This is a genomic window from Paenibacillus zeisoli, assembly GCF_003994465.1.
Taxonomy (GTDB): domain Bacteria; phylum Bacillota; class Bacilli; order Paenibacillales; family Paenibacillaceae; genus Fontibacillus; species Fontibacillus zeisoli.
Map to the genome: position 1 here is coordinate 219,337 of NZ_RZNX01000005.1, position 20,256 is coordinate 239,592.

The window sequence follows — 20,256 nt, forward strand, 5'->3', positions numbered from 1 at the left end:
TAACAAGCATGCGGGATTATAAGCAGATCAGGGAACAGTTAACCGGAGGCATGATTCCGGCTGTTCCTGTTCCGCGTTCGGCGGATGGAACCATACATGTGGAAGCACATGAGAATTATGCAAAGTATATGGCGGCGCAGAGGATACATGGGGTTGCCCTATGGGTGCACACCGGAAGAGGTCTGCAGCTAACAAGGCCCGAAAGGGAATATGTTCTTCGGTGCTGGAGAGCTAATCTTGGGCCGGAGCAGGCCATCGTTGCTGGTTCCGGTTCTCTCATCGATCCGGCTTGGAAGGCAGAGGAGAGGGTGAAGCGCTGGTACGCGTCCAGCCATGAGATGGCTGCCGATGCCATGAACGGGGGAGCGGACGCTCTGCTCGTATTTCCCCCAGTTATCTTCCGCGATCTTCCTCCCGCTGAACGGGATGAGGCGATTGTTGCCTATCACCAGAGCCTGGCGGATCAAGGTTATCCGCTTATTCTGTTCTATCTGTACGAAGAAGCCGGCGGAGTTAATTACACGCTGAAAGTGCTTGAGCGATTGATGGAACTCTCTCAAGTAATCGGGATCAAGGTGGCCACACTCGACAGCGTTATGACGATGCAGGACATTTCCTCCCTGATGCGGATTCATTTTCCGGACAAACTGTTGTTCACCGGAGAGGACCGGATGTTCGGGTATTCTCTTATGCGCGGAGCAGAGAGCGCGCTGGTTGGGCTTGGAGCCGCCTTCCCTAATATTCAGGCCGATCTGATTCAGGCATATAGAGATAGGCGCTATGATCAATTCATGGATTTATCTGCTCGGATTGACGGATTCGCTGAAGCTGCATTTGTGGCGCCTATGGATAAGTATATTTTGCGTATGCTGTGGTGCCTAGTGCTTGCTGGCGTGATCCCAGAGGAAGCGGCTGGAGAGCTTGCCGGTTATGAGATCAGCCAGGAGGAGATCGATATTCTACGGGAAGCGATAACTTCCAACCAACTGTATTAGACAGCTGAGCCAAACCCACTCAACTTTTCTTGGCCTAGAGGGTGTCTTTCTTCTTGGGTGTTATTGCTCTTGAGCGGTCCAGGTCATCCACTATGGTGTTCATCTGCACCTTAAGCTCATCCAGGGCGGAACGGAACCGTTCCCAGTGGAAAGGATGACCGACCGTTGCTTTCTCGGCTTTGCCGATGAGCAGCAGCAGCTCTGACAGCTCGTCTTTGAATCCTTTACCATGTCCTTCACGTTCAATCCGGTACAGCTCCTTGCGATAGGCTGAAGCTCCGTACAGCTCTTGAATCGGCATGTCGTTTAGGAATTGCCGCCCCGATTCGGTCAGACTGTATACTTTCTTTCCTTCCACCGCTTCAGAAGAGATTAATTTTCTTGTCTCCAGCATATTCAGGGTCGGATAGATCGACCCCGGGCTGGGTGCATAGATCCCGCCAGATTCTTCCTCAAGTGCTTTGATCATTTGATAGCCATGTTTAGGTCCGTGGGTGAGCAGCTCTAGCAGAGCATATTTCACACCCCCACGTCCGAAAAAACGCTTTTTCCGTTCGTTCTTTCCGCTGCCTGAAGGCATATAATCGGAATTCTCCATACTCTCACAATCCCCTAGATCTTAACAATTTTCATCCTTGGATGGACGGAACTAAAGATTAGTATAATTCATAAAAAACACCTTTCATAGGGTATATTAAGCCCCGCTTGGGTAAGTATCAAATATGTGCCTTCTTTTCTTTCAGGGCGCGATTTCCTATAATGTTTATGAATTAACTAAGCTATTACATTCTAAGGAGGATTCACATCCATGCCCAACCATTTACAAGATACAGTCAAGCTAAACAACGGAGTAGAAATGCCTTGGTTTGGTCTTGGCGTTTGGCAGGTCAAAGAAGGCGATGAAGTCTTGAGCTCGGTGAAGACCGCAATTCGTCACGGCTACCGCAGTATCGACACCGCCGCAGCGTATAAGAACGAGGAAGGCGTAGGACAAGCTATCCGCGAAGCACTGGAGGAGAATGGACTCAAGCGTGAGGAGTTGTTCATCACAACCAAGGTGTGGAATGCAGATCAAGGATACGAGTCAACATTAGCGGCAATCGATGCCAGCTTAAGCAAGCTTGGTCTTGATTATGTGGATCTTTACCTGATTCATTGGCCTGTTAAAGGCAAATACAAAGAGACCTGGAAGGCACTCGAGAAAATCTACCAAGATGGCAAAGCCAAGGCCATTGGGGTATGCAACTTCCATGTGCATCATTTAGAGGATTTGATGGAGGATGCTCAAGTGGTTCCGGCCTTGAATCAGATCGAGCTTCATCCTTATTTAAGCCAGAAGGAAATTCGTGATTTCTGTGCGAAGAAGGGAATTGCGGTAGAAGCTTGGTCTCCACTTGCTCAAGGCAAAGTGGTGAAGGATGAGACAATCCAAGCGATTGGTAACAAGTACGGGAAAACGGCGGCCCAGGTTGTCCTTCGCTGGGACCTTCAGAACAACATCATCACTATCCCGAAATCGGTCCATGAAGATCGGATCACAGGCAACGCCGATGTCTTCAACTTTGAATTAAGCCCGGAGGACATGGCTGCCATAGATTCGCTTAACCTGAACGAGCGCACGGGTCCCGATCCGGACAATTTCAATTTCTAGTACAATTACACAAAAGGCTGGAGCCACTGCTCCAGCCTTTTGCTGTTACTTTGAGACTTTTGCCTCCTGCTGATTAAGTAGGATTCGTTATTTCTTGCGTAATTAATTGTAATAATTCTTCGGGAGTATGACATATAAAGTCGGGAGAGGACTGGGTAAGTAATTCTAGCGAATCAAATCCCCAAGTCACGGCGATCATTTTGGTGTTTATTTTGGTGCAAGACTCGATATCGCGCAGTTCATCTCCAATGTACAGGATATCATCTGTATTTAATCCTAGTTTTTTTGCCATGCTTGCGATGGATTTGTGTTTGCCAAATAAGTTGGTTGCTGAATGAATACAATCAAAATAATCCATATGGTGAACTTCTATAAATTTATGAATATTGTCCACCGTATTAGAAGATAAGATACCCAGAGAATATCCCAGCTCTTTCAATTCGATCAATACCTCTTTAATTCCACTAACAGGTTCCAGATTCACGACTTTTCGCTTGTATTCTCTTTTGCCTTCGATTAACAAGGCCGGAAGTTTATACATAGGCACCTTCAGCACTTTCAATCTCTCCGGGATAGACATATTCGACAACGCCGGAATTTATGCGTCTTGAATCTTTCTTCCTCCATATTTCACACCCAGCTGATTAAAAATCTGAATCGTTAATGCTTTGGACTGGGCGAGCGTCCCGTCAAAATCAAAGATTAGATAAGGCTTCATTTCCGTCTCCACCTCTAGTTTTAATGATTTCCTTTAATAAGACAAACGGTTTGATAGGAAAGTTATGTATATTTCTTCGTGAAATTTACATTTTCTCTTTTCAACGCTCCCAAAATGTGGCATGATTCCATTTAAACTATATACGAAAAGAAAGGGAGGGAGACTGGTGAGCAAAGCTGCTGCCGCTATGAGGTCCGCTGTAAACAGCACGACCGTTTTTCCAATATTATTTGCTGTAAGTATAGTTCATTTGCTGAATGATGCCATGCAGTCGGCCATTCCAGCTCTTTTTCCGGTACTGAAGGATTCGTTGTCACTGACTTATGGACAGATCGGCTGGATCACTTTTGCCATGAATATCACAGCTTCTGTTCTGCAACCGGTTGTTGGCATTTATTCAGATCTTAGGCCAAGACCCTACATACTTCCTTTCGGTGTATGCTTTACGCTGCTGGGCGTTGTCCTGGTGGCTTTCGCTCCAAGTTACTTATTTATTCTGCTCGCAGTCACGCTGATCGGTATAGGCTCATCTGTATTTCATCCTGAATCCTCCCGTGTTGCTTATCTGGCGGCAGGTCCACGGCGGGGGCTGGCCCAGTCGATCTTTCAGGTCGGCGGGAATTTCGGCAGCTCACTGGGACCTTTGATGACCGCGCTGATCTTCGTCCCGCTTGGACAGTTCAGCGTAATCTGGTTCAGTATCGCGGCGCTGATCGCTATCGCTATCCAGTACCGGGTTGCCAAGTGGTACAGCGCTCAGGAACTGAAGCCAAGAAGGAAAGCTTCTGCAGTACAGGCGGGTGGCAGACGCACCTTATCCAGAGCAAAGGTGATTGCGGCTATGACAATTCTGGTTCTGCTTGTCTTCTCCAAGAACGTGTACATGGTCAGCATTACGAACTTCTATTCGTTCTTTCTGATTGATGGGTTCGGGATCACGAAACAGACTGCACAGTGGTTCTTGTTCGCTTTTCTGGCCTCATCAGCTGTAGGAACCTTCTTCGGCGGGCCGCTTGCAGACCGTTATGGAAGAAGAAGCATTATATGGTTGTCCATTCTTGGCACAGCACCGTTCTCGCTGCTTCTGCCGTATGCCAGTCTATTCTGGTCTGGCGTTCTGGTAGTGTGCGCAGGGTTCATCCTTTCCTCGGCATTCTCGATTATTGTAGTGTATGCCCAAGAGCTATTACCAGGTAAAGTAGGTCTGGTGTCCGGCCTCTTCTTCGGCCTTGCTTTCGGACTCGGAGGAATTGGTTCAGCTGTGCTGGGACATTATGCGGACGCAACAAGCATTACCAACGTTATGAAGGTATGTGCCTTCCTGCCTTTGATTGGGCTACTCACGGTATTCCTGCCTAAAGATAAAGAGCTACAAGAAGCAGTGTAAGTCGCTGGAGAAGCTCAGCTTAAGATTTATCCATAGGGCAAGTTATATAAACACAAGGAGTAGGCCGCATTTGAGCCTAAGGAGATTCATATGTTCAAATATGGTAATCAGAAGAGCAGATCCATTCCGGTAAGACTTGGCTTCACCGAGGAAGGGGTCATCCGGCAGGCAGAGCTTAATGGGAACCGGTATATCGATCATGTGGTCTATGGTATTCTGGCCTCGGAGTGGACCTCAGCATGCGGATTGTGATGCAGTCGAAGATTAAAGGGATTTCGCCGGATAAGATGTGGGAGCATTTACAGTCACCGGCTACTTTCCAAATGGTTAGCGCTCCGTTAATGGTTTTCCGCAGCAGGGTGAGCGGTGGTTATCCTAAGAGGTGGGCCCAAGGAAGCGCGTATCCTTTACAAATGTATATGTTGGGGTGTATTCCGCTCGGTCATCATACGATTCTTTTTAAGAGAATAGATCATTCCGCGAAGCGAGTATCCACGGATGAACACGGTCTGCTCCTCAAGTTCTGGCAGCACACCATGGAAGTAATGTCGGATTCGGATCCACAGGCAGTTCTATTTAGAGATACGCTTGAGGTTAGGAATGGAATTATTACTCTGCCGACGTACCTGGGAGTTTATGCTTTCTTCACCTACAGGCACTGGAGAATGAAACGGCTTATCCGTAAAGGAAGATTCACATAAAAAAGAGAGAACGGCCTGAACGGGCTGTTCTCTCTCTTTTTGTGCTGTGCGTATGCGGGAACACTCGGAACTACTTTAGGCCACGAACTGGGTCAGGGAAATCAACCCGGTTATAGTAATCACGTTGAGCAGAGTAGAGATCAAGATCGTCTGAGCAGCAAAATCCGGTTCATTCTGATATTCCTCAGCCAGAATCGAGGTGTTAACGCCAACTGGCATACCGGAGGCAATGAGCAGGGCTTGAGCTGGAATCCCTTTAAGACCGAGAATCAGAATCAGAATAAATCCTACAGCAGGAGCGAGCAGCAGCCTCAGTCCCACACTTAAGTAGACCTCGATTCGGTCCAGCCTAAGCGGATACTTGATAATCTGTGCCCCGAGCGTCAGCAGGGCGATGGCTACCATGGACTGGTATCCATATTGTAGGGGCTGGTAGATGAACATCGGAAGCGGAACACTGAAAATATGCATCAAGAGTCCCAGCACCAAGGCATAGGGAACGGGCATCTTTAAGAAGCCTTTAATCGCATGGCGGTATAAACCTTCCGTCTTCGCTCCTTGAATGGAGATGACCCCATAAGTGAATGTAACCAGACTGTTCATCGACATAATGAGGGCCTGTATCGAACCGGCAAGAGGATCCCCCTTGAAGGCCAAAGTGTTGATCGGCAGTCCGTAATTCCCGGCATTGTCTATAATCAGACTGTTCGAGAAAGCCGCCTTCATGCCTTTTGTGAATTTACGCTGCCTTGATACGAGCGTAGCGACTCCGTACAGAATCAATACATACAAGGTATAGAACAGGGCCACATTACCGAAGAGCGCAGGCGACATTTCTGATTTGTACATGCTGATAAAGACCGCCGCGGGGGTTATGTAATAAAAGTTGATCTTGGTTAGCGTATAGAGATCCAGCCGGAAAATATACTGCATCACGGATCCAATACTGATTAGTATAAATATGGGCAGCACGACTTGAACTAGAATGTCTGCGATCATGGGTATGAATTCATCTTCTTTCCTTGGGATCTTGCTGGCAGGACTGTCGGCGCTGACCATTATACCATGCCGGGGGGTGGGCATGAATTAGATATTTCAGGAAAGAGGGTCATTGTGACTCAACAAAAAAACAAGGCTGCACTTAGTGCAGCCTTGTTGTCAAGAGAAAGCCGAATAGTTCACCCAATTACATATGAACTAATGTGAGAGATAAGAGTTAACCACCAGGACGGGTGCTGTAAATTGCTGTCCTTGATACCAAGCGGTTATTTGAGTCAGCCCCGGGTGGATTCCTGTGATGTTCCCTTGCGAGTCAACTTGAGCTATTTCGGGATTCTTACTGAAATAGATTACCTGTGACTTAATGGTTTGGACAGAATCCTGGGTACTCTTGAACAAGGCCACTGTATCGAGCGTGTCTCCGACAGTAATCGAGTACTCATTTGAATCGAGAGAGAAGCTTCCTGGCGTAGACACAAGAATAGTTGTGTAAGGAGGCGGATTATCTTTAACCCCGCCAACTATAATGGTATCTCCTGATCCAGGAGGATTAGGGAGACTGATCATCCCACCTTCACCGTGGTCCGTCGTGTATCCGCCGGATGTGTTCGGTTGGGTAGGGAAGGTAACTACGACACTCGTTTTGATGGTCACTTCATTTTCCAACTTGATGACGTTCTCCTCGGCGGCATAACTCACCCCGGATGCAGACAGGGTCAACAGGAATCCGGCAGCTAAGATGATAGATTTGTATGTCAGTCCGTATGAAGTCGATTTAGTCATGAATATAACTCCTTTCGTGTACTGATATATTACAATTATGGTATTAGAGCCCAATAAATAACAGGTACTATATCTTTAATTCTTCCGAATTACTTTCCTACTTAAGTGCGAAATCTTACGAAATGGTATAATGAGATATATGCTATTAATTCAATTTGAACCGAACAATGAATGTAAGGAGGGAACCTGAATTTCAACGATATCTATTCGAGAGCATTTGAATACCGAACCTCTGCCGATGGACCTGCTGCTCCTGGCTGATCCCGATGAACAAAGGATTGCAACCTATATACATAATGGTTCCATTTACAAGTTGCTGGAAGACGAGCAGGTCTTAGGGATATGCGTACTTGTGCCCCGCCAGGGTGACACTGCCGAGATCGCTAACCTCGCTGTAGCTGAGGATGCACAAGGCAAGGGCTTGGGAACAAGGCTGCTGCAATATACCATTGATGCTGCCCGTCAGGCTGGTTATCATTATTTGAAGGTAGGTACTGGGAACTCCAGCCTGGATCAGCTGGCCTTTTACCAGAAGAATGGATTTCGCATAGTAGGTGTCCTGCGGGATTATTTCATCAAGCATTATGATAAGCCCATAGTAGAGAACGGGATTCCTTGCAGAGATATGATCTTGCTTGAAATGGACTTACACGGAATGAAAGGATAAGAAGAGAACGTGATTAGATATAGAACAATGACGATGGAAGATGCGGAATTCATTGCACATATTGATCGCTCGGAGTATATTGAGAAGGTTTACAGGACAGAGGGAGGTCGTATCCAAGAGATCCAGGCCGGGCATGAATGTCCCACATGGGATTTGCCTGACTTGGAAGAGCTGAAGGCAAGGTTCCGGGAACAGCTGCGCGGCGGTGGGTATGCTTATGGTGCATTTGATGGAACTAGATTGGCCGGCTTTGGGGTTCTGGGCTCTAAGTTCCGTGGCAAGAATCTGAACCAGCTCCAGGTGGATCTGATGTATGTATCGAGAGTTTACCGGAGACAGGGCATTGGAAGAACAATCATGGACGAAGTGAAACGGGAAGCGATCAGCCGTCGGGCTGAATATCTGTATGTGTCTTCTACCGAAACCCAGTCCGCTGTGCAATTCTACACCCATTACGGGAGTCGGTTGACTGCTGAGGTGGAAGAGGAATTGTACCAGCTTGAACCCGAAGATATTCATATGATGATCAAGCTGTGAATTTGTAATGTGGTGGTGAAAAATGAAATTTTGGCGTAAATTATGGATTTTTGGCTGGAAAGAGGCACTCTGCTGTATTTTTCCGGTGATTATATTTGCCTCTTTGGCCATAACCAAGGTCATCCATGTACCCTACGTACCCAGGTATGATTTGATCCTGATGATCTGTATTGTAGCTCAGGTGGCTATGGTGTTATTCAGTCTGGAGACGATCGACGAGCTCAAGGTCATCTGTCTTTTCCATGTTATTGGACTGGCCTTGGAGCTGTACAAAGTACATATGGGGTCCTGGTCCTATCCTGAGCCCGGGTGGAGCAAAATTTATGGTGTGCCGCTCTACAGTGGCTTTATGTATGCGAGTGTGGCAAGTTATATCTGCCAGGCCTGGAGACGAATGGACCTGCGGATTATAGGCTGGCCGGGACCTGTTCTGCCGTGGCTGATTAGCGGGGCAATATATCTCAACTTCTTCACACATCACTTTATAGGTGATTATAGATGGGTTCTGATTGGGCTGTTATGTCTCATATTCTATAAGACACAGATCTATTTCAAGGTTGAGGAGCTAAGCTTAAGGATGCCGCTCGTTGTCTCTTTTCTGCTGGTTGGATTCTTTATCTGGGTGGCCGAGAATATCTCAACCCTGCTTGGGGCTTGGCGTTATCCGGATCAAGAGCATGCCTGGCAGATGGTCCATCTCGGCAAAATCAGTTCCTGGTTCCTGCTCGTGGTCATCAGTCTTATCATTGTCGCCCAGTTAAAGCATGTCAAAGGCCAGCGTGATCTAAGTGATCACAAGGCGGCCCTGCAGTCCGAAGCCGATATGCCTAACTGAATCTGTATTGCGGGAGAGTTGTTATGAAGAGAAAAGGCTATATGTATTATATTATCTGGATCATCGGCGCGCTTCTGCTGCTCTATTATGGTAATCATTATTTGGGGGAAGTAGCACACCAGTCGGAAGTAGATTTCAATATTAAAAGAGTGGTGTGGGTTAGTGCAGCCTTTGCGCTCATCCTGGGAATCTATTTGAGTGCTCTGTTTGGTCTGCCGGGCAGATCCAATTTCAACAAGCCGATGTTCATCGCCGTATTCCTTCCAAGCTTTATTCTGCTGATTTATGTGCTTCTGTCCAGTTACACGAAGATGCCTGAGATCCCATACTATGCGGATATTATAGGTCGTAACGGTCACTTCTTCCTAGGTGTGATCAGCGGGCTTTCGCTGATTAAGAGCTTGTTTGAACCAAGAAGATAGACACTGCGGTTGCAAGGAAAGCTGGAGGTTGTTAGTCATTCGTAACGCGAATAGGCAAGGACACGATGAAGGCAATTAACTGAACCACTGCATGGCTTATGAGCCCTGCGGTGGTTCTTTTTGTAATGATAACGGGGATGAGAATTCCCAATTTATTTTTTTATAAAATCTAGCGACAAACGGCCGTAAACACGTTAAAATAGTCACATAAATATTAGTGCAATCGTATGCACAAAGTTCGTGCACGCAAAATATGCACACGACGAATCATATAATCAAGACAACTTATAGATATAAAGGAGCTACTATGAAAAGAATTTGGTGGAAAGAAGCAACAGCATATCAGATTTATCCGCGGAGTTTTATGGACAGCAACGGAGATGGTATCGGGGATCTTCAAGGAATCATTTCCAAGCTTGATTATTTGCACGACCTCGGAATCAATGTGATCTGGATCTGCCCGATCTTTAAGTCTCCCAATGATGACAATGGGTACGATATCTCGGACTATCAGGCTATTATGGAAGAGTTCGGAAGTATGGAGGATTTCGATCAGCTGCTGCACGAGGTGCATGCACGTGGAATGAAGCTGATTCTGGACTTGGTGATTAACCACACTTCAGATGAGCATCCCTGGTTCATCGAATCCCGTTCCTCCAAGGATAACCCAAAGCGTGATTACTACATCTGGAACGATGCGAAGGAAGGTACAGAGCCGAACAACTGGGAGAGTATCTTTGGGGGGTCAGCATGGGAGTATGATGCAGGGACCGAGCAGTATTTCATGCATGTCTTCTCAACAAGACAACCGGATCTGAACTGGGAGAATCCGAACGTGCGCCGGGAATTATACGGGATGGTGAATTGGTGGCTGGATAAGGGAATTGACGGTTTCCGTGTAGACGCCATCTCCCATATTAAGAAAATAGCCGGATTCCCGGACATGCCGAACCCGGATGGACTTAAATATGTTCCGTCCTTCGAGGGTCATATGAACCGTGAAGGCATTCACGACTTCCTGATGGAATTGAAGCAGGAGACATTCGACAAATACGATATCATGACCGTTGGGGAAGCCAGCGGGGTATCGACCGAGCAGGCGGATCAATGGGTGGGAGAAGAGCGGGGCAAGTTCAACATGATCTTCCAATTTGAACATTTGGCCTTGTGGAACAAGAGTGTAACTGGAGGGCTGGATATTAAAACCTTGCAGGAGACGCTAAGCCGCTGGCAGAAAGGACTTGAAGGAAGAGGCTGGAACGCACTCTTCATCGAGAATCATGACCAGCCCCGCTCAACGTCAACTTGGGGGAATGACCAGGAGTACTGGGTGGCCTCTGCCAAATCTCTGGCTACCATGTACTTCCTTATGCAGGGCACGCCTTTTATCTATCAAGGGCAGGAGATCGGGATGACGAACGTGCAGTTCGATTCCATTGATGATTACAATGATGTGGCCATTAAGAATCTCTACCAGCTGGAGCGGGAAGCGGGGAAGAGCCATGAAGAGATCATGCAGATTATCTGGAAGAACGGCCGTGATAACTCCCGTACACCTATGCACTGGAACGATAAGGCCAACGCAGGCTTTACAACAGGGACGCCTTGGCTGAAGATGAACCCGAATTATCCTGATATCAACGTGGAGAAGCAGATCCAGGACCCGAACTCGATCTACCACCATTACAAGAAGTTAATCGCTCTTCGTGCGGCAAATCCGGTAATCGTGTATGGTACTTACGATCTTGTGCCACAGCAGGACCCGAATCTGTATGCGTACAGCCGTACACTTGGCAATGAGAAGCTGCTGGTGATCTCGAATCTCTCAGCGAATGAAGCGCTGTTCGACTGCCCGATTGGTTGGGAATATGATTCCGTGGAGCTGCTTATTCATAATTATGAAGCAGATCCTTCGGAGAGCATTCAGACGCTTGCCCTCAAACCCTATGAATCTAGAGTATACCTGCTGGTAGCAGCAGATATAGAGCGGGTACAGAGAATGGAAGATACTTTAGAACAGCCAGTGGTGTAACAAAGTAAGTGAATAATACGTTTGTTCATGCCGATAAATTCTGTCAAACGTGATACGTTTTAGATGAGTTGTTATCGAAGAATTGGCTATAGATGAGATGTATAACAAGAAGCCCTGTTCCAATTGGACAGGGCTTCTTGTTATACATCTCTATTTAACTATATAAGTTGAACTTAAGAATTACTCAAAGAACATTTCACATGGCCGCCTTAAGTGTAAATCAATATTTCNAAGAACATTTCACATGGCCGCCTTAAGTGTAAATCAATATTTCAACTAATATAGGCGATCTTCATTATTTCGGAACAGAAGCTCGAACCACCTGTACCGAAGCCCGATAAGTATGTCCTTGATATTCGGCGGTAATATAAGTAATTCCCGCATGTACGCCGTTGATGTTGCCATCCTTGTCATAATCAACCAATTTCAGATTATCACTCTTGAAGATGGTTTGGTTCGTGACATTATGAACCAAACCCTCTTTATCTTTAAATAAAGCGATAGTATCCAAAGTAGTTCCCGCAGTTAAGGAATACTCATCAGAATCCAGATAGAAGCTGCCCTCTTGAGGTGGCTCATCCTGTCCAGCCAGCTTCGCCAGCTGCAGAATGTACTGATTGCCAGCTGCGATTGTTCCCATCAATACAATTCCGCCATCCGGTGAAGCAGTACCTCGGCCCAGTCCGTCCAAATTCGGGTCAGGAAGAACCGTATAATTCAGGATTTCACCATTCTCATCTACCTTTAACACATCGAAATGGTTGTCATAATCAGGATAAGATCCCTTTTGGACATTCCCAATTAGGGCGAATCCCTGTCCTGCTCGCGTGACAGTGGTGAAGAGATCCCGATCTGCGCTCAGATCATAGTTCTTCTCCCATATTACTTTGCCGGCTGTATCCATTTTGGTTAGATAGGTAACATCTTGGCCATCTTTCTCGGCAGAGCTTGCGATCACATAATTGCCGTCACCTGAGGAAGTGATGGAATAAGCATTACGTCCGGAATTCAGCTGGATGAATTTCTTGGTCCATTGTTCTTCGCCGTCGCCATTTAGTTTGGTCACGATGGCCCCGTCACTGCCGGTGTCACCGATAATGGTATCCAGAGTACCCACGGCGATCGAACCGCCATCTGGAGTTGCAATAATATCATTATAGTGCTGATTGCTGCCGAACCGGTACCAGTTGAACCACTCTTGCTGTCCCTGGGCATCTGTCTTCAGTACATAGGCAGAATCTTCACCAGAGGCCGAAAGGGTATAACCGGTTACAACAAAACCACCGTCTTTGGTCTCTGCGACTGAATCTCCATTCACATTAGAACCGTTGTCATATTCCTGATCCCATTCTATGATACCCTGGGCAGTAAGTTTGGTTAGAAAGACTGCATTATGAGGTCTACCGTCATCACTGCTGAAAGTTCCGCTGACTATATACCCGCCGTCTTTGGTCTCAACAGCCTTTTTTGCATAGGTATATTCTCCATGCTGAACCGTTTGCTGCCACTGGGTGCCTCCAGAAGAATTCAGCTTCAAAATATAGGCTTTTGTCTCTCCGTCACTGTTATCCCTAGAATCACCTGCTGCAATATATCCCCCATCCGAGGTATGAGCCAGGCTGCTTCCATTGGTGGACAGCTGATCTTTACCAAACTGATGTGACCACTCCATAACAGGCTTCCCATTCACTGAAGAAGCATAGCTGTGGCCTGCGAGAATTCCTGTAGCTAAAGCAAGGCATGCAAGAGCATAACTGGTCTTACGAATAATAGATTGGAACAAACTTTGACACTCCTCCCGAAATTTTAAAATAATATATGTGCCTGCTCTGTATGTACTTGGTAATGAGGCAATCATGAATGAAAAGCTCTGATGTGTTAAATGCTTGGTGGAATTCTAGCTGGGGGAGTTATTGAGATTCAGGCTCTAATTTTAAATAAAGAGCCATCCCTAAGGATGGCTCTCATGATTATCTCGGCACGTAGGCACGAACAACTTGAACCAAAGCTTTGTAGGTTTGACCATTATATTCCGCTGTAACATGTGTAATGCCGGCGTGTACTCCGATAATGTTGCCGTCTTTATCATATTCGGCGACCTTAGGGTTCTCACTTTTGAAGATAGCCTGCTTGGTAACATCATGAATTTGTCCGTCTTTGTCCTTGAAAATGGCGATCGTATCAAGAGAAGTCCCTGCGGACAACGAGTATTCATCTGAATCCAGATAGAAGGCACCGTCTGATGTTCCAGGATCTCCACTCGCCGAGACATTGACCCGGAGCTGAGCATGAAGGCCTTTATATTCAGCAGTAATGGTAGTGCTGCCAGGTTTCTTCCCGGTAATCAGGCCTGATCCATCTACGGCCGCAATATTCTCGTTGTCCGAGGTATAGGTGACCGGTTCCGTAAGCCCAGCTTTGGTTCCATCTGCATATACTGCATTAAGGTGTACTGCCACATTTTTGCCTACTTCAAGAGTCTTGGTTGTATCCGGGAACTCAATAGAGGTTACAGCAGGTTGCTCTGCATTACTGCCAGCAAGCTTGGTAAGTTGAAGATAATATTCTTCACCCTGGTTGGCCTGGCCGGTAAGGACAAATCCGCCATCCGGTGAGACCGCACCTCTGCCAATAGCATAAAGATTCGGTTCTCCGAAGAGAACATTATCCAGAACCTCGCCCTGCTTGTCCACCTTCAAAACCTCAAATTGATTCTGCTCATCAGGGTATTGGCCTTTCTCGTTCTCACCCAGAAGCGCATAGCCGTCCTTAGTGCGGACGACCTGTGTGAAGAGCTCACGATCTGGAGTCGGATCATAGGTCTTCTCCCAGATTACCTCACCGTTAGCATCAACCTTGGTCAGGATGTTAATATCCCCGTTGGTTCTGCTGCCGATCATATAGCCTCCATCACTATCAGGTGTAATCGAGAACGCGGAGCGTTTGGGGCCCCCTTGAACATATTTCTTGGTCCAGACTTCTTCACCCTTGGCATTCAGCTTGGTTGCTATAGCAGCATCATCATCACCGGAGCCATACATCGAGTTAATCGTTCCTACTGAAATCGTACCGCCATCAGAGGTAGGGGTAATATCATTAAAGTATTGATTGCTACCGAATGTGAACTTCTTGAACCACAGCTTGTTACCTTGGGCATCCGTCTTGAGTACGTAGGCCGGAGCCTCTCCCCATGAAGTTGCACTGTAGCCAGTCACTACAAACCCTCCATCTTCACTTTCCACAACGGATTCGCCATATTGATTGGAGTATCCGTCACTGTACTCTTTCTCCCACACTACACTGCCTTCAGCAGTTAATCGCATTAAATAAGCGACACTGTGCGGCTTGCCATCATAGTTCTTGGTCGATCCACTTACAATATATCCGCCGTCTTTAGTCGGGACCGCTTTATAAGCGTAGGTATATTCCGAGTCTCCATGCTCTATTTTTTGTTCCCATTCTTTCTCGCCGGAGGCATTAACTTTAAGAATATAGGCTTGTGTAATTCCATAACTGGACGGGTCTGTTCCAGTAACGTCTCCGGCTATGATATAGCCGCCATCGGGGGTAGGTGTTACACCGCGGCCATTAGAGGACAGCTGACCCTTTCCATATTCATGTGACCATTCAATCACGGGTTTCTGGGATTCTTGAGCGGCGTATCCACTGGTGGCGAAGACCCCTGAGACAACGGTAAGACTAGTGATAAGATATGCAGATTTGCGAATTATAGTATGGAACAAACTTTGACACTCCTCCCAGATATTTTTAATAGATGATAGTGCAATGAGGCGAAAACTTCTATTTCTCCATTATTATGGAAGTGTTTTCATTTGGGTATCCCACAATATTCATAAATTATGGAAGAAAGTAGACTCATAAACTCGGGATTTAGGGCCTTTTTACAAAGTGTGGAAATGGGTATAGTTACCCTGTTTTAGGTACTAAAGCCTTATAAGCCAATTCCATCTGAAAAAGACGCGGACCACCTGCCTTGTTGTATAGTTTCTTTCAAATGTTTACTATTTAAGAGAACTCTTCACGAACTGTTCAGACGTAACTTCATTCGGTGTGATTTCACCTACTAAGTGAATACACTTCATAGGAGGTTAAGAATCATGGGAAATGTATTAATTTTCGGGGGAACCCGTTATTTTGGCAAAAAACTGGTCGAACTTCTTCTCGGAGAGGGTGAACATGATGTAACCTTGGCTACCAGAGGCAACACACCGGTTATTTTCAGCAGGAGGGTCAAGCACCTAACTCTCGACAGAACGAACAAGGAAGACCTGCTGCGTACGGCATCCATAGGGGATTGGGACACCATATATGATAACATCTGCTATTCGCCGAATGATGCCATTCATGCAGTTAAGGCGTTCGATGGGCGTGTTGGTCGTTATATCATGACATCAACTCTTTCTGTATATAATCCCGTGGATCGGCTCCTGACCGAGAACAATTATGATCCTTACACGTATCCCGTTCTTGAGGGTCCGTCAGCGAACTTCACATACCAGGAAGGTAAACGTCAGGCCGAGGCGGTCCTGTTCCAACAGGCTAATTTCCCGGTTACCGCCATGCGGATTCCGATTGTGCTCGGGCCAGATGATTATACTAAAAGGCTGCATTTCCACGTGAAGCATGTGAAGGAGGGGCTGCCTATCGGCGTACCCAATCCGGCTGCGAAACTCAGCCTCATTTCATCAGATGAAACAGCGAAGTTCCTATCTTGGCTTGGTCAAGGTAAGGTGGATGGTCCTGTTAACGCAGCGTCCGGCGGATCCCTTTCCGTCCGTCAGATTCTAAGTATCATCGAAGAAATCACCGGAGAGACTGCAGTTATACAGCCAGATAGTCAGCCAGAGCACAAATCCCCGTTTGGTGTGCCGGCAGACTGGGTTATGGATACGAGTAAAGCGGTTCAGGCAGGGTATTCATTTCATTCATTGTCTGACTGGTTCCCGGAACTTGTTAGAGAAATTGCGAGCGGAAGGGCATAATGCTCATTTGAACAGGAGGGATTGCTGTGTCATATGAAGGGAAGGTTGTCGTCGTAACAGGTGCGGCAAACGGGATCGGGCGCTCCATTGCGGTAGCTTACGCTGCTGAAGGTGCTTCGGTCGTTCTTGCTGATATCCAGGAGGCTGAGGGAGCTGCTGCTGCAGCTGCACTTCGGCAGGAAGGAAGAAATGCCGTATTCGCTTCCTGTGACGTAAGAAAGGAAGAGGATATTATACGTTTGATACAGGAGACGGTACAGGAATTTGGGCGCATCGATATCCTGATTAACAATGCAGGTGTCTCCCGATGGAAATCTCCTTACGAGCTTAAGCTGGAAGAATGGGATGATGTACTGAACACCAATGTTCGCAGCTGCTTCCTTGCTGCACGTGAAGCGGCCCGGCATATGACAGAGCTTGGGATCCCGGGATCGGTCGTGAATATATCCTCAACACGGGCTGTAATGTCAGAGCCGAATTCAGAAGCCTATGCGGCTTCCAAAGGTGCGATAAATTCACTGACCCATGCGATGGCTATCTCTCTTGGCAAGGACGGGATCAGAGTGAACAGCATCAGTCCAGGCTGGATTGAGACTCAAGACTACGAGTCACTCCGCCCTGAGGATCATCAGCAGCATCCGGCGGGCAGAGTAGGGAAACCGGCCGATATAGCCAGAGCTTGTCTCTATTTGACTCACCCGGACAATACATTTATCACGGGGGCCAATTTGGTTATTGACGGTGGAATGACACGCAAAATGATCTATGAAGAGTAGTCTCTTGGACCTTATAATAGAGGGACTACACGCTTGAAATTGGAGGATTTGACCTATGAGAATTGGTATTATTGGTCTGGGAAGTATCGCACAAAAGGCTTATTTGCCGGTAATAACGGCTCGAGAGGACATTGAATTGATCTTTTGTACCCGTAACCTGGAGACACTCCATCAATTAAGCTCCAAGTACCGGATCCGTGAGCATGTTCAAACGGTGGAAGAGCTTATTGCAGCGGGGATAGACGGGGCTTTCGTACATACCTCAACGGAATCACATCCTGCTATCGTGGATCAATTGCTTCGTGCAGGGATTCATGTCTATGTAGATAAACCCGTTGCCTACACGCTGGCAGAAACCCGCCGGATTGTGGAACTCTCGGAGCAGACTGGGCGAATTCTAATGGTAGGCTTTAATCGTAGATTTGCGCCGATGTATGCTCAGCTGAAAAGTGTGGAAGAACGCCGCTTGATTATTTTGCAGAAAAATCGTCTGCATCATCCTGATATCGCCCGGCGGTTCGTGTTGGATGATTTCATTCACGTTGTAGATACGCTTCGGTTTCTGGCACCCGGGGACATAACAGAGACCCATATTTCTGCCCGTATAGAAGACGGGAAGTTGTATCATGTGATGCTGCAGCTGGACGGTCAGGGATTCAGCTGTATGGGGATTATGAACCGGGATAACGGAGTTAATGAAGAGATACTGGAAGTGATGAATCCCGGTAACAAGTGGTCGGTCAAAAATCTGAATGCCACCATCCATTATAACAACGGGGCAGAACAGCATACCCATTTCAAGGACTGGGATCCAAATCTCTATAGAAGAGGCTTTGATCAGGTGATCGATGAATTCCTAACCGCGGTAAAAGAGCAGAGAAATCCTTACCCTTCAGCCAGAGATGCGCTCAAGACGCATGAGCTGTGCGAAGATTTGGTGATGGAACTTGAAGCCAGAGGCGCCGCCGCCTGGGTTCAAGAATAACGGGCAGATGGCGCAGCATAGCTTGCCACTAGAGCTAACAACACAAACAAACCGTTTCCCTACTGGGAACGGTTTATTTGTGTTCTAGAGGTTGGAATAGAAATTATGAACAAATAGATATACTTATTGTTTACATTGACTGTGCGGACAATTGTCTGCTACTATACAACATGCGGACAATTGTCCGTGATGGATATATAAACATGGGAAGGGAGAGCGGAGACTTTTTAATCTACACGCTATACTGTGCAATGTCGCTACATAGAGATACTTATAAGGAGGATTACAATGAATACAGCGAGTACAACTTCGGGAGCGGCTGTCCCTACGGGCGAGATTAAACGGCTTCCAATAGTTATCTCTCTCATGATAGGGGCATTTCTGGCCCTGCTCAACGAAACTTTACTTGGTGTGGCCCTTACCGATCTGATGCAGGATTTGAAGGTGTCATACTCGACAATTCAATGGCTGACTACAGGTTATATGCTGTTGATCGGAATTCTGGTTCCGGTGACGGCTTTGTTAATTCAATGGTTCACAACCAGACAGATCTTCATCAGTGCAATGGTTCTGTTCTTCGCTGGGACTCTGATTGCCGGCTTGTCGCCAAGCTTCGGAGTCTTATTGGTCGCCCGGCTGGTGCAGGCTCTTGGAACAGGTCTGCTGCTGCCTGTGATGATGAATACCATCTTGACGATTTATCCGCCAGAGAAGCGCGGGGCAGCCATGGGAACGATCGGTCTGGTCATTATGTTCGCGCCAGCTATTGGCCCCACACTGGCAGGATTAATTCTGGATTCCTTGAACTGGCGCTGGTTGTTCTTCTCAGTTCTTCCGCTTGCCTTGTTCTCGATCATCTTCGCGTTCATTTATTTACGGAACGTATCAGAAGTTACCCGCCCCAAGGTGGATATCTTCTCCATATTACTTTCCACAATTGGTTTTGGCGGGATCGTATACGGATTCAGCAGTGCAGGCGACCCAAGTGTCGGTTGGTCTAGTCCCCTGGTCATTACCTGCCTGATTGCCGGTGCTATTGGCCTGATCTTGTTCGTTCTTCGTCAAGTCAAGCTTACCGAGCCCGTACTGGATATGCGTACTTTCAAATATCCTATGTTCTCTCTGGCTGTCATTCTAATGGTCATTCTGATGATGACCTTGTTCTCAACCCTGACCCTTCTGCCGATGTTTATGATTAGCGGACTGGGACTTAAAGCTTTTACTGCGGGCCTTATTCTGCTTCCTGGAGGCATTATTAACGGCTTCATGTCCCCGGTCACCGGACGTTTATTTGACAGATTCGGGCCAAGAGCCTTGGTTATTCCCGGAATTGTAATCATGACCATCACCCTGTGGATGTTCACGCGAGTAACGACCACATCGGAAGTGTTCGTCATTATTATTCTTCATTCCGTTCTGATGATCGGGCTGTCCATGGTGATCATGCCTGCACAGACAACAGGGCTGAATCAGCTTCCGCGTCCATTGTATCCACATGGCACCGCAATTATGAATACGATTCAGCAGGTAGCCGGAGCAGTGGGTACTGCGCTATTCATCAGTATCATGTCCTCTGGACAGACACGGTATCTAAGCGGAGTTCAAGATCCGAACAATCCGAAGCAGCTTGCGGAAGCAATGACGGCTGGTGTGCATAATGCTTTCTGGTTCGCTGCAGTTTTGACGGTTCTAGCCTTGATTCTGTCCTTATTTATGCGCAGGAGCACCGTTCCACATGAGCAAGCGGCCAAAGCCCATGTCTGAT

Annotated in this window: 19 protein-coding genes and 1 pseudogene; 14 read left to right on the top strand and 6 right to left on the bottom strand. The window is 47.1% G+C overall.

Features of this window, described 5'->3' with window-relative positions; genetic code table 11:
* Window positions 1-8 precede the first annotated feature (8 nt).
* Entirely contained in the window at window positions 9-995 is a 987-nt protein-coding gene (locus EJP77_RS13790) for a dihydrodipicolinate synthase family protein (protein WP_185897345.1), read from the top strand.
* 34 nt (window positions 996-1,029) lie between these two features.
* Here EJP77_RS13790 and EJP77_RS13795 read toward each other — a convergent pair whose 3' ends face one another.
* Window positions 1,030-1,593: a PadR family transcriptional regulator gene (locus tag EJP77_RS13795; RefSeq protein ID WP_127199829.1), complete on the bottom strand. Its 564-nt coding sequence runs from the start codon at window positions 1,591-1,593 to the stop codon at window positions 1,030-1,032.
* A 210-nt stretch (window positions 1,594-1,803) separates the two neighbouring features.
* On the opposite strand from EJP77_RS13795, the gene EJP77_RS13800 reads away from it, so the two are divergent.
* Window positions 1,804-2,646: an aldo/keto reductase gene (locus EJP77_RS13800; protein WP_127199830.1), complete on the top strand. Its 843-nt coding sequence runs from the start codon at window positions 1,804-1,806 to the stop codon at window positions 2,644-2,646.
* A gap of 73 nt (window positions 2,647-2,719) precedes the next feature.
* On the opposite strand, the pseudogene EJP77_RS13805 reads toward EJP77_RS13800, so the two are convergent.
* Window positions 2,720-3,364, bottom strand: a pseudogene (locus tag EJP77_RS13805) (HAD-IA family hydrolase).
* A 166-nt stretch (window positions 3,365-3,530) separates the two neighbouring features.
* Here EJP77_RS13805 and EJP77_RS13810 point away from each other — a divergent pair.
* From EJP77_RS13810 to EJP77_RS13820, 3 genes are all read left to right on the top strand, one after another.
* Window positions 3,531-4,751 carry an MFS transporter gene (locus tag EJP77_RS13810; RefSeq protein WP_281278495.1) on the top strand — a complete coding sequence of 407 codons (1,221 nt, stop codon included), beginning with the start codon at window positions 3,531-3,533 and terminating at the stop codon, window positions 4,749-4,751.
* A gap of 90 nt (window positions 4,752-4,841) precedes the next feature.
* A complete protein-coding gene (locus EJP77_RS13815; RefSeq protein ID WP_425464247.1) occupies window positions 4,842-5,003 on the top strand; it encodes a GNAT family N-acetyltransferase in 162 nt (53 codons plus the stop codon).
* A complete protein-coding gene (locus EJP77_RS13820; protein WP_127199832.1) occupies window positions 4,991-5,452 on the top strand; it encodes a hypothetical protein in 462 nt (153 codons plus the stop codon). Before EJP77_RS13815 ends, EJP77_RS13820 begins: the two co-directional genes overlap by 13 nt.
* A gap of 75 nt (window positions 5,453-5,527) precedes the next feature.
* Here EJP77_RS13820 and EJP77_RS13825 read toward each other — a convergent pair whose 3' ends face one another.
* Window positions 5,528-6,451 carry an AEC family transporter gene (locus EJP77_RS13825; RefSeq protein ID WP_127199833.1) on the bottom strand — a complete coding sequence of 308 codons (924 nt, stop codon included), beginning with the start codon at window positions 6,449-6,451 and terminating at the stop codon, window positions 5,528-5,530.
* 198 nt (window positions 6,452-6,649) lie between these two features.
* Window positions 6,650-7,234, bottom strand: coding sequence for an Ig-like domain-containing protein (locus EJP77_RS13830; protein WP_127199834.1), 585 nt, complete (start codon window positions 7,232-7,234; stop codon window positions 6,650-6,652).
* Window positions 7,235-7,472: 238 nt separating this feature from the next.
* Between EJP77_RS13830 and EJP77_RS13835 the strand changes: the two genes are divergently transcribed.
* From EJP77_RS13835 to EJP77_RS13855, 5 genes are all read left to right on the top strand, one after another.
* Window positions 7,473-7,901 carry a GNAT family N-acetyltransferase gene (locus tag EJP77_RS13835; RefSeq protein ID WP_127199873.1) on the top strand — a complete coding sequence of 143 codons (429 nt, stop codon included), beginning with the start codon at window positions 7,473-7,475 and terminating at the stop codon, window positions 7,899-7,901.
* 9 nt (window positions 7,902-7,910) lie between these two features.
* Window positions 7,911-8,438 carry a GNAT family N-acetyltransferase gene (locus tag EJP77_RS13840; protein ID WP_342773015.1) on the top strand — a complete coding sequence of 176 codons (528 nt, stop codon included), beginning with the start codon at window positions 7,911-7,913 and terminating at the stop codon, window positions 8,436-8,438.
* A 22-nt stretch (window positions 8,439-8,460) separates the two neighbouring features.
* Window positions 8,461-9,273, top strand: a complete 813-nt coding sequence (locus EJP77_RS13845) for a DUF817 domain-containing protein (RefSeq protein WP_127199835.1) — start codon at window positions 8,461-8,463, stop codon at window positions 9,271-9,273.
* A 23-nt stretch (window positions 9,274-9,296) separates the two neighbouring features.
* Complete coding sequence (locus EJP77_RS13850) at window positions 9,297-9,695, top strand: hypothetical protein (protein WP_127199836.1); 399 nt, start codon at window positions 9,297-9,299, stop codon at window positions 9,693-9,695.
* Between the two features lie 307 nt (window positions 9,696-10,002).
* Entirely contained in the window at window positions 10,003-11,727 is a 1,725-nt protein-coding gene (locus EJP77_RS13855; protein WP_127199837.1) for a glycoside hydrolase family 13 protein, read from the top strand.
* 295 nt (window positions 11,728-12,022) lie between these two features.
* Here EJP77_RS13855 and EJP77_RS13860 read toward each other — a convergent pair whose 3' ends face one another.
* Both EJP77_RS13860 and EJP77_RS13865 read right to left on the bottom strand, forming a co-directional pair.
* The gene (locus EJP77_RS13860; RefSeq protein ID WP_127199838.1) at window positions 12,023-13,510 is read right to left on the bottom strand and encodes a hypothetical protein; all 1,488 of its coding nucleotides are present in this window, start codon (window positions 13,508-13,510) and stop codon (window positions 12,023-12,025) included.
* A 187-nt stretch (window positions 13,511-13,697) separates the two neighbouring features.
* Window positions 13,698-15,470: an Ig-like domain-containing protein gene (locus EJP77_RS13865; RefSeq protein ID WP_127199839.1), complete on the bottom strand. Its 1,773-nt coding sequence runs from the start codon at window positions 15,468-15,470 to the stop codon at window positions 13,698-13,700.
* A gap of 375 nt (window positions 15,471-15,845) precedes the next feature.
* On the opposite strand from EJP77_RS13865, the gene EJP77_RS13870 reads away from it, so the two are divergent.
* From EJP77_RS13870 to EJP77_RS13885, 4 genes are all read left to right on the top strand, one after another.
* Window positions 15,846-16,730, top strand: a complete 885-nt coding sequence (locus EJP77_RS13870; protein WP_127199840.1) for a Rossmann-fold NAD(P)-binding domain-containing protein — start codon at window positions 15,846-15,848, stop codon at window positions 16,728-16,730.
* 26 nt (window positions 16,731-16,756) lie between these two features.
* Complete coding sequence (locus EJP77_RS13875) at window positions 16,757-17,506, top strand: SDR family NAD(P)-dependent oxidoreductase (RefSeq protein WP_127199841.1); 750 nt, start codon at window positions 16,757-16,759, stop codon at window positions 17,504-17,506.
* Window positions 17,507-17,561: 55 nt separating this feature from the next.
* Window positions 17,562-18,491, top strand: coding sequence for a Gfo/Idh/MocA family protein (locus EJP77_RS13880; protein ID WP_127199842.1), 930 nt, complete (start codon window positions 17,562-17,564; stop codon window positions 18,489-18,491).
* A 288-nt stretch (window positions 18,492-18,779) separates the two neighbouring features.
* Window positions 18,780-20,255: an MDR family MFS transporter gene (locus EJP77_RS13885; RefSeq protein WP_127199843.1), complete on the top strand. Its 1,476-nt coding sequence runs from the start codon at window positions 18,780-18,782 to the stop codon at window positions 20,253-20,255.
* Window position 20,256 lies beyond the last annotated feature (1 nt).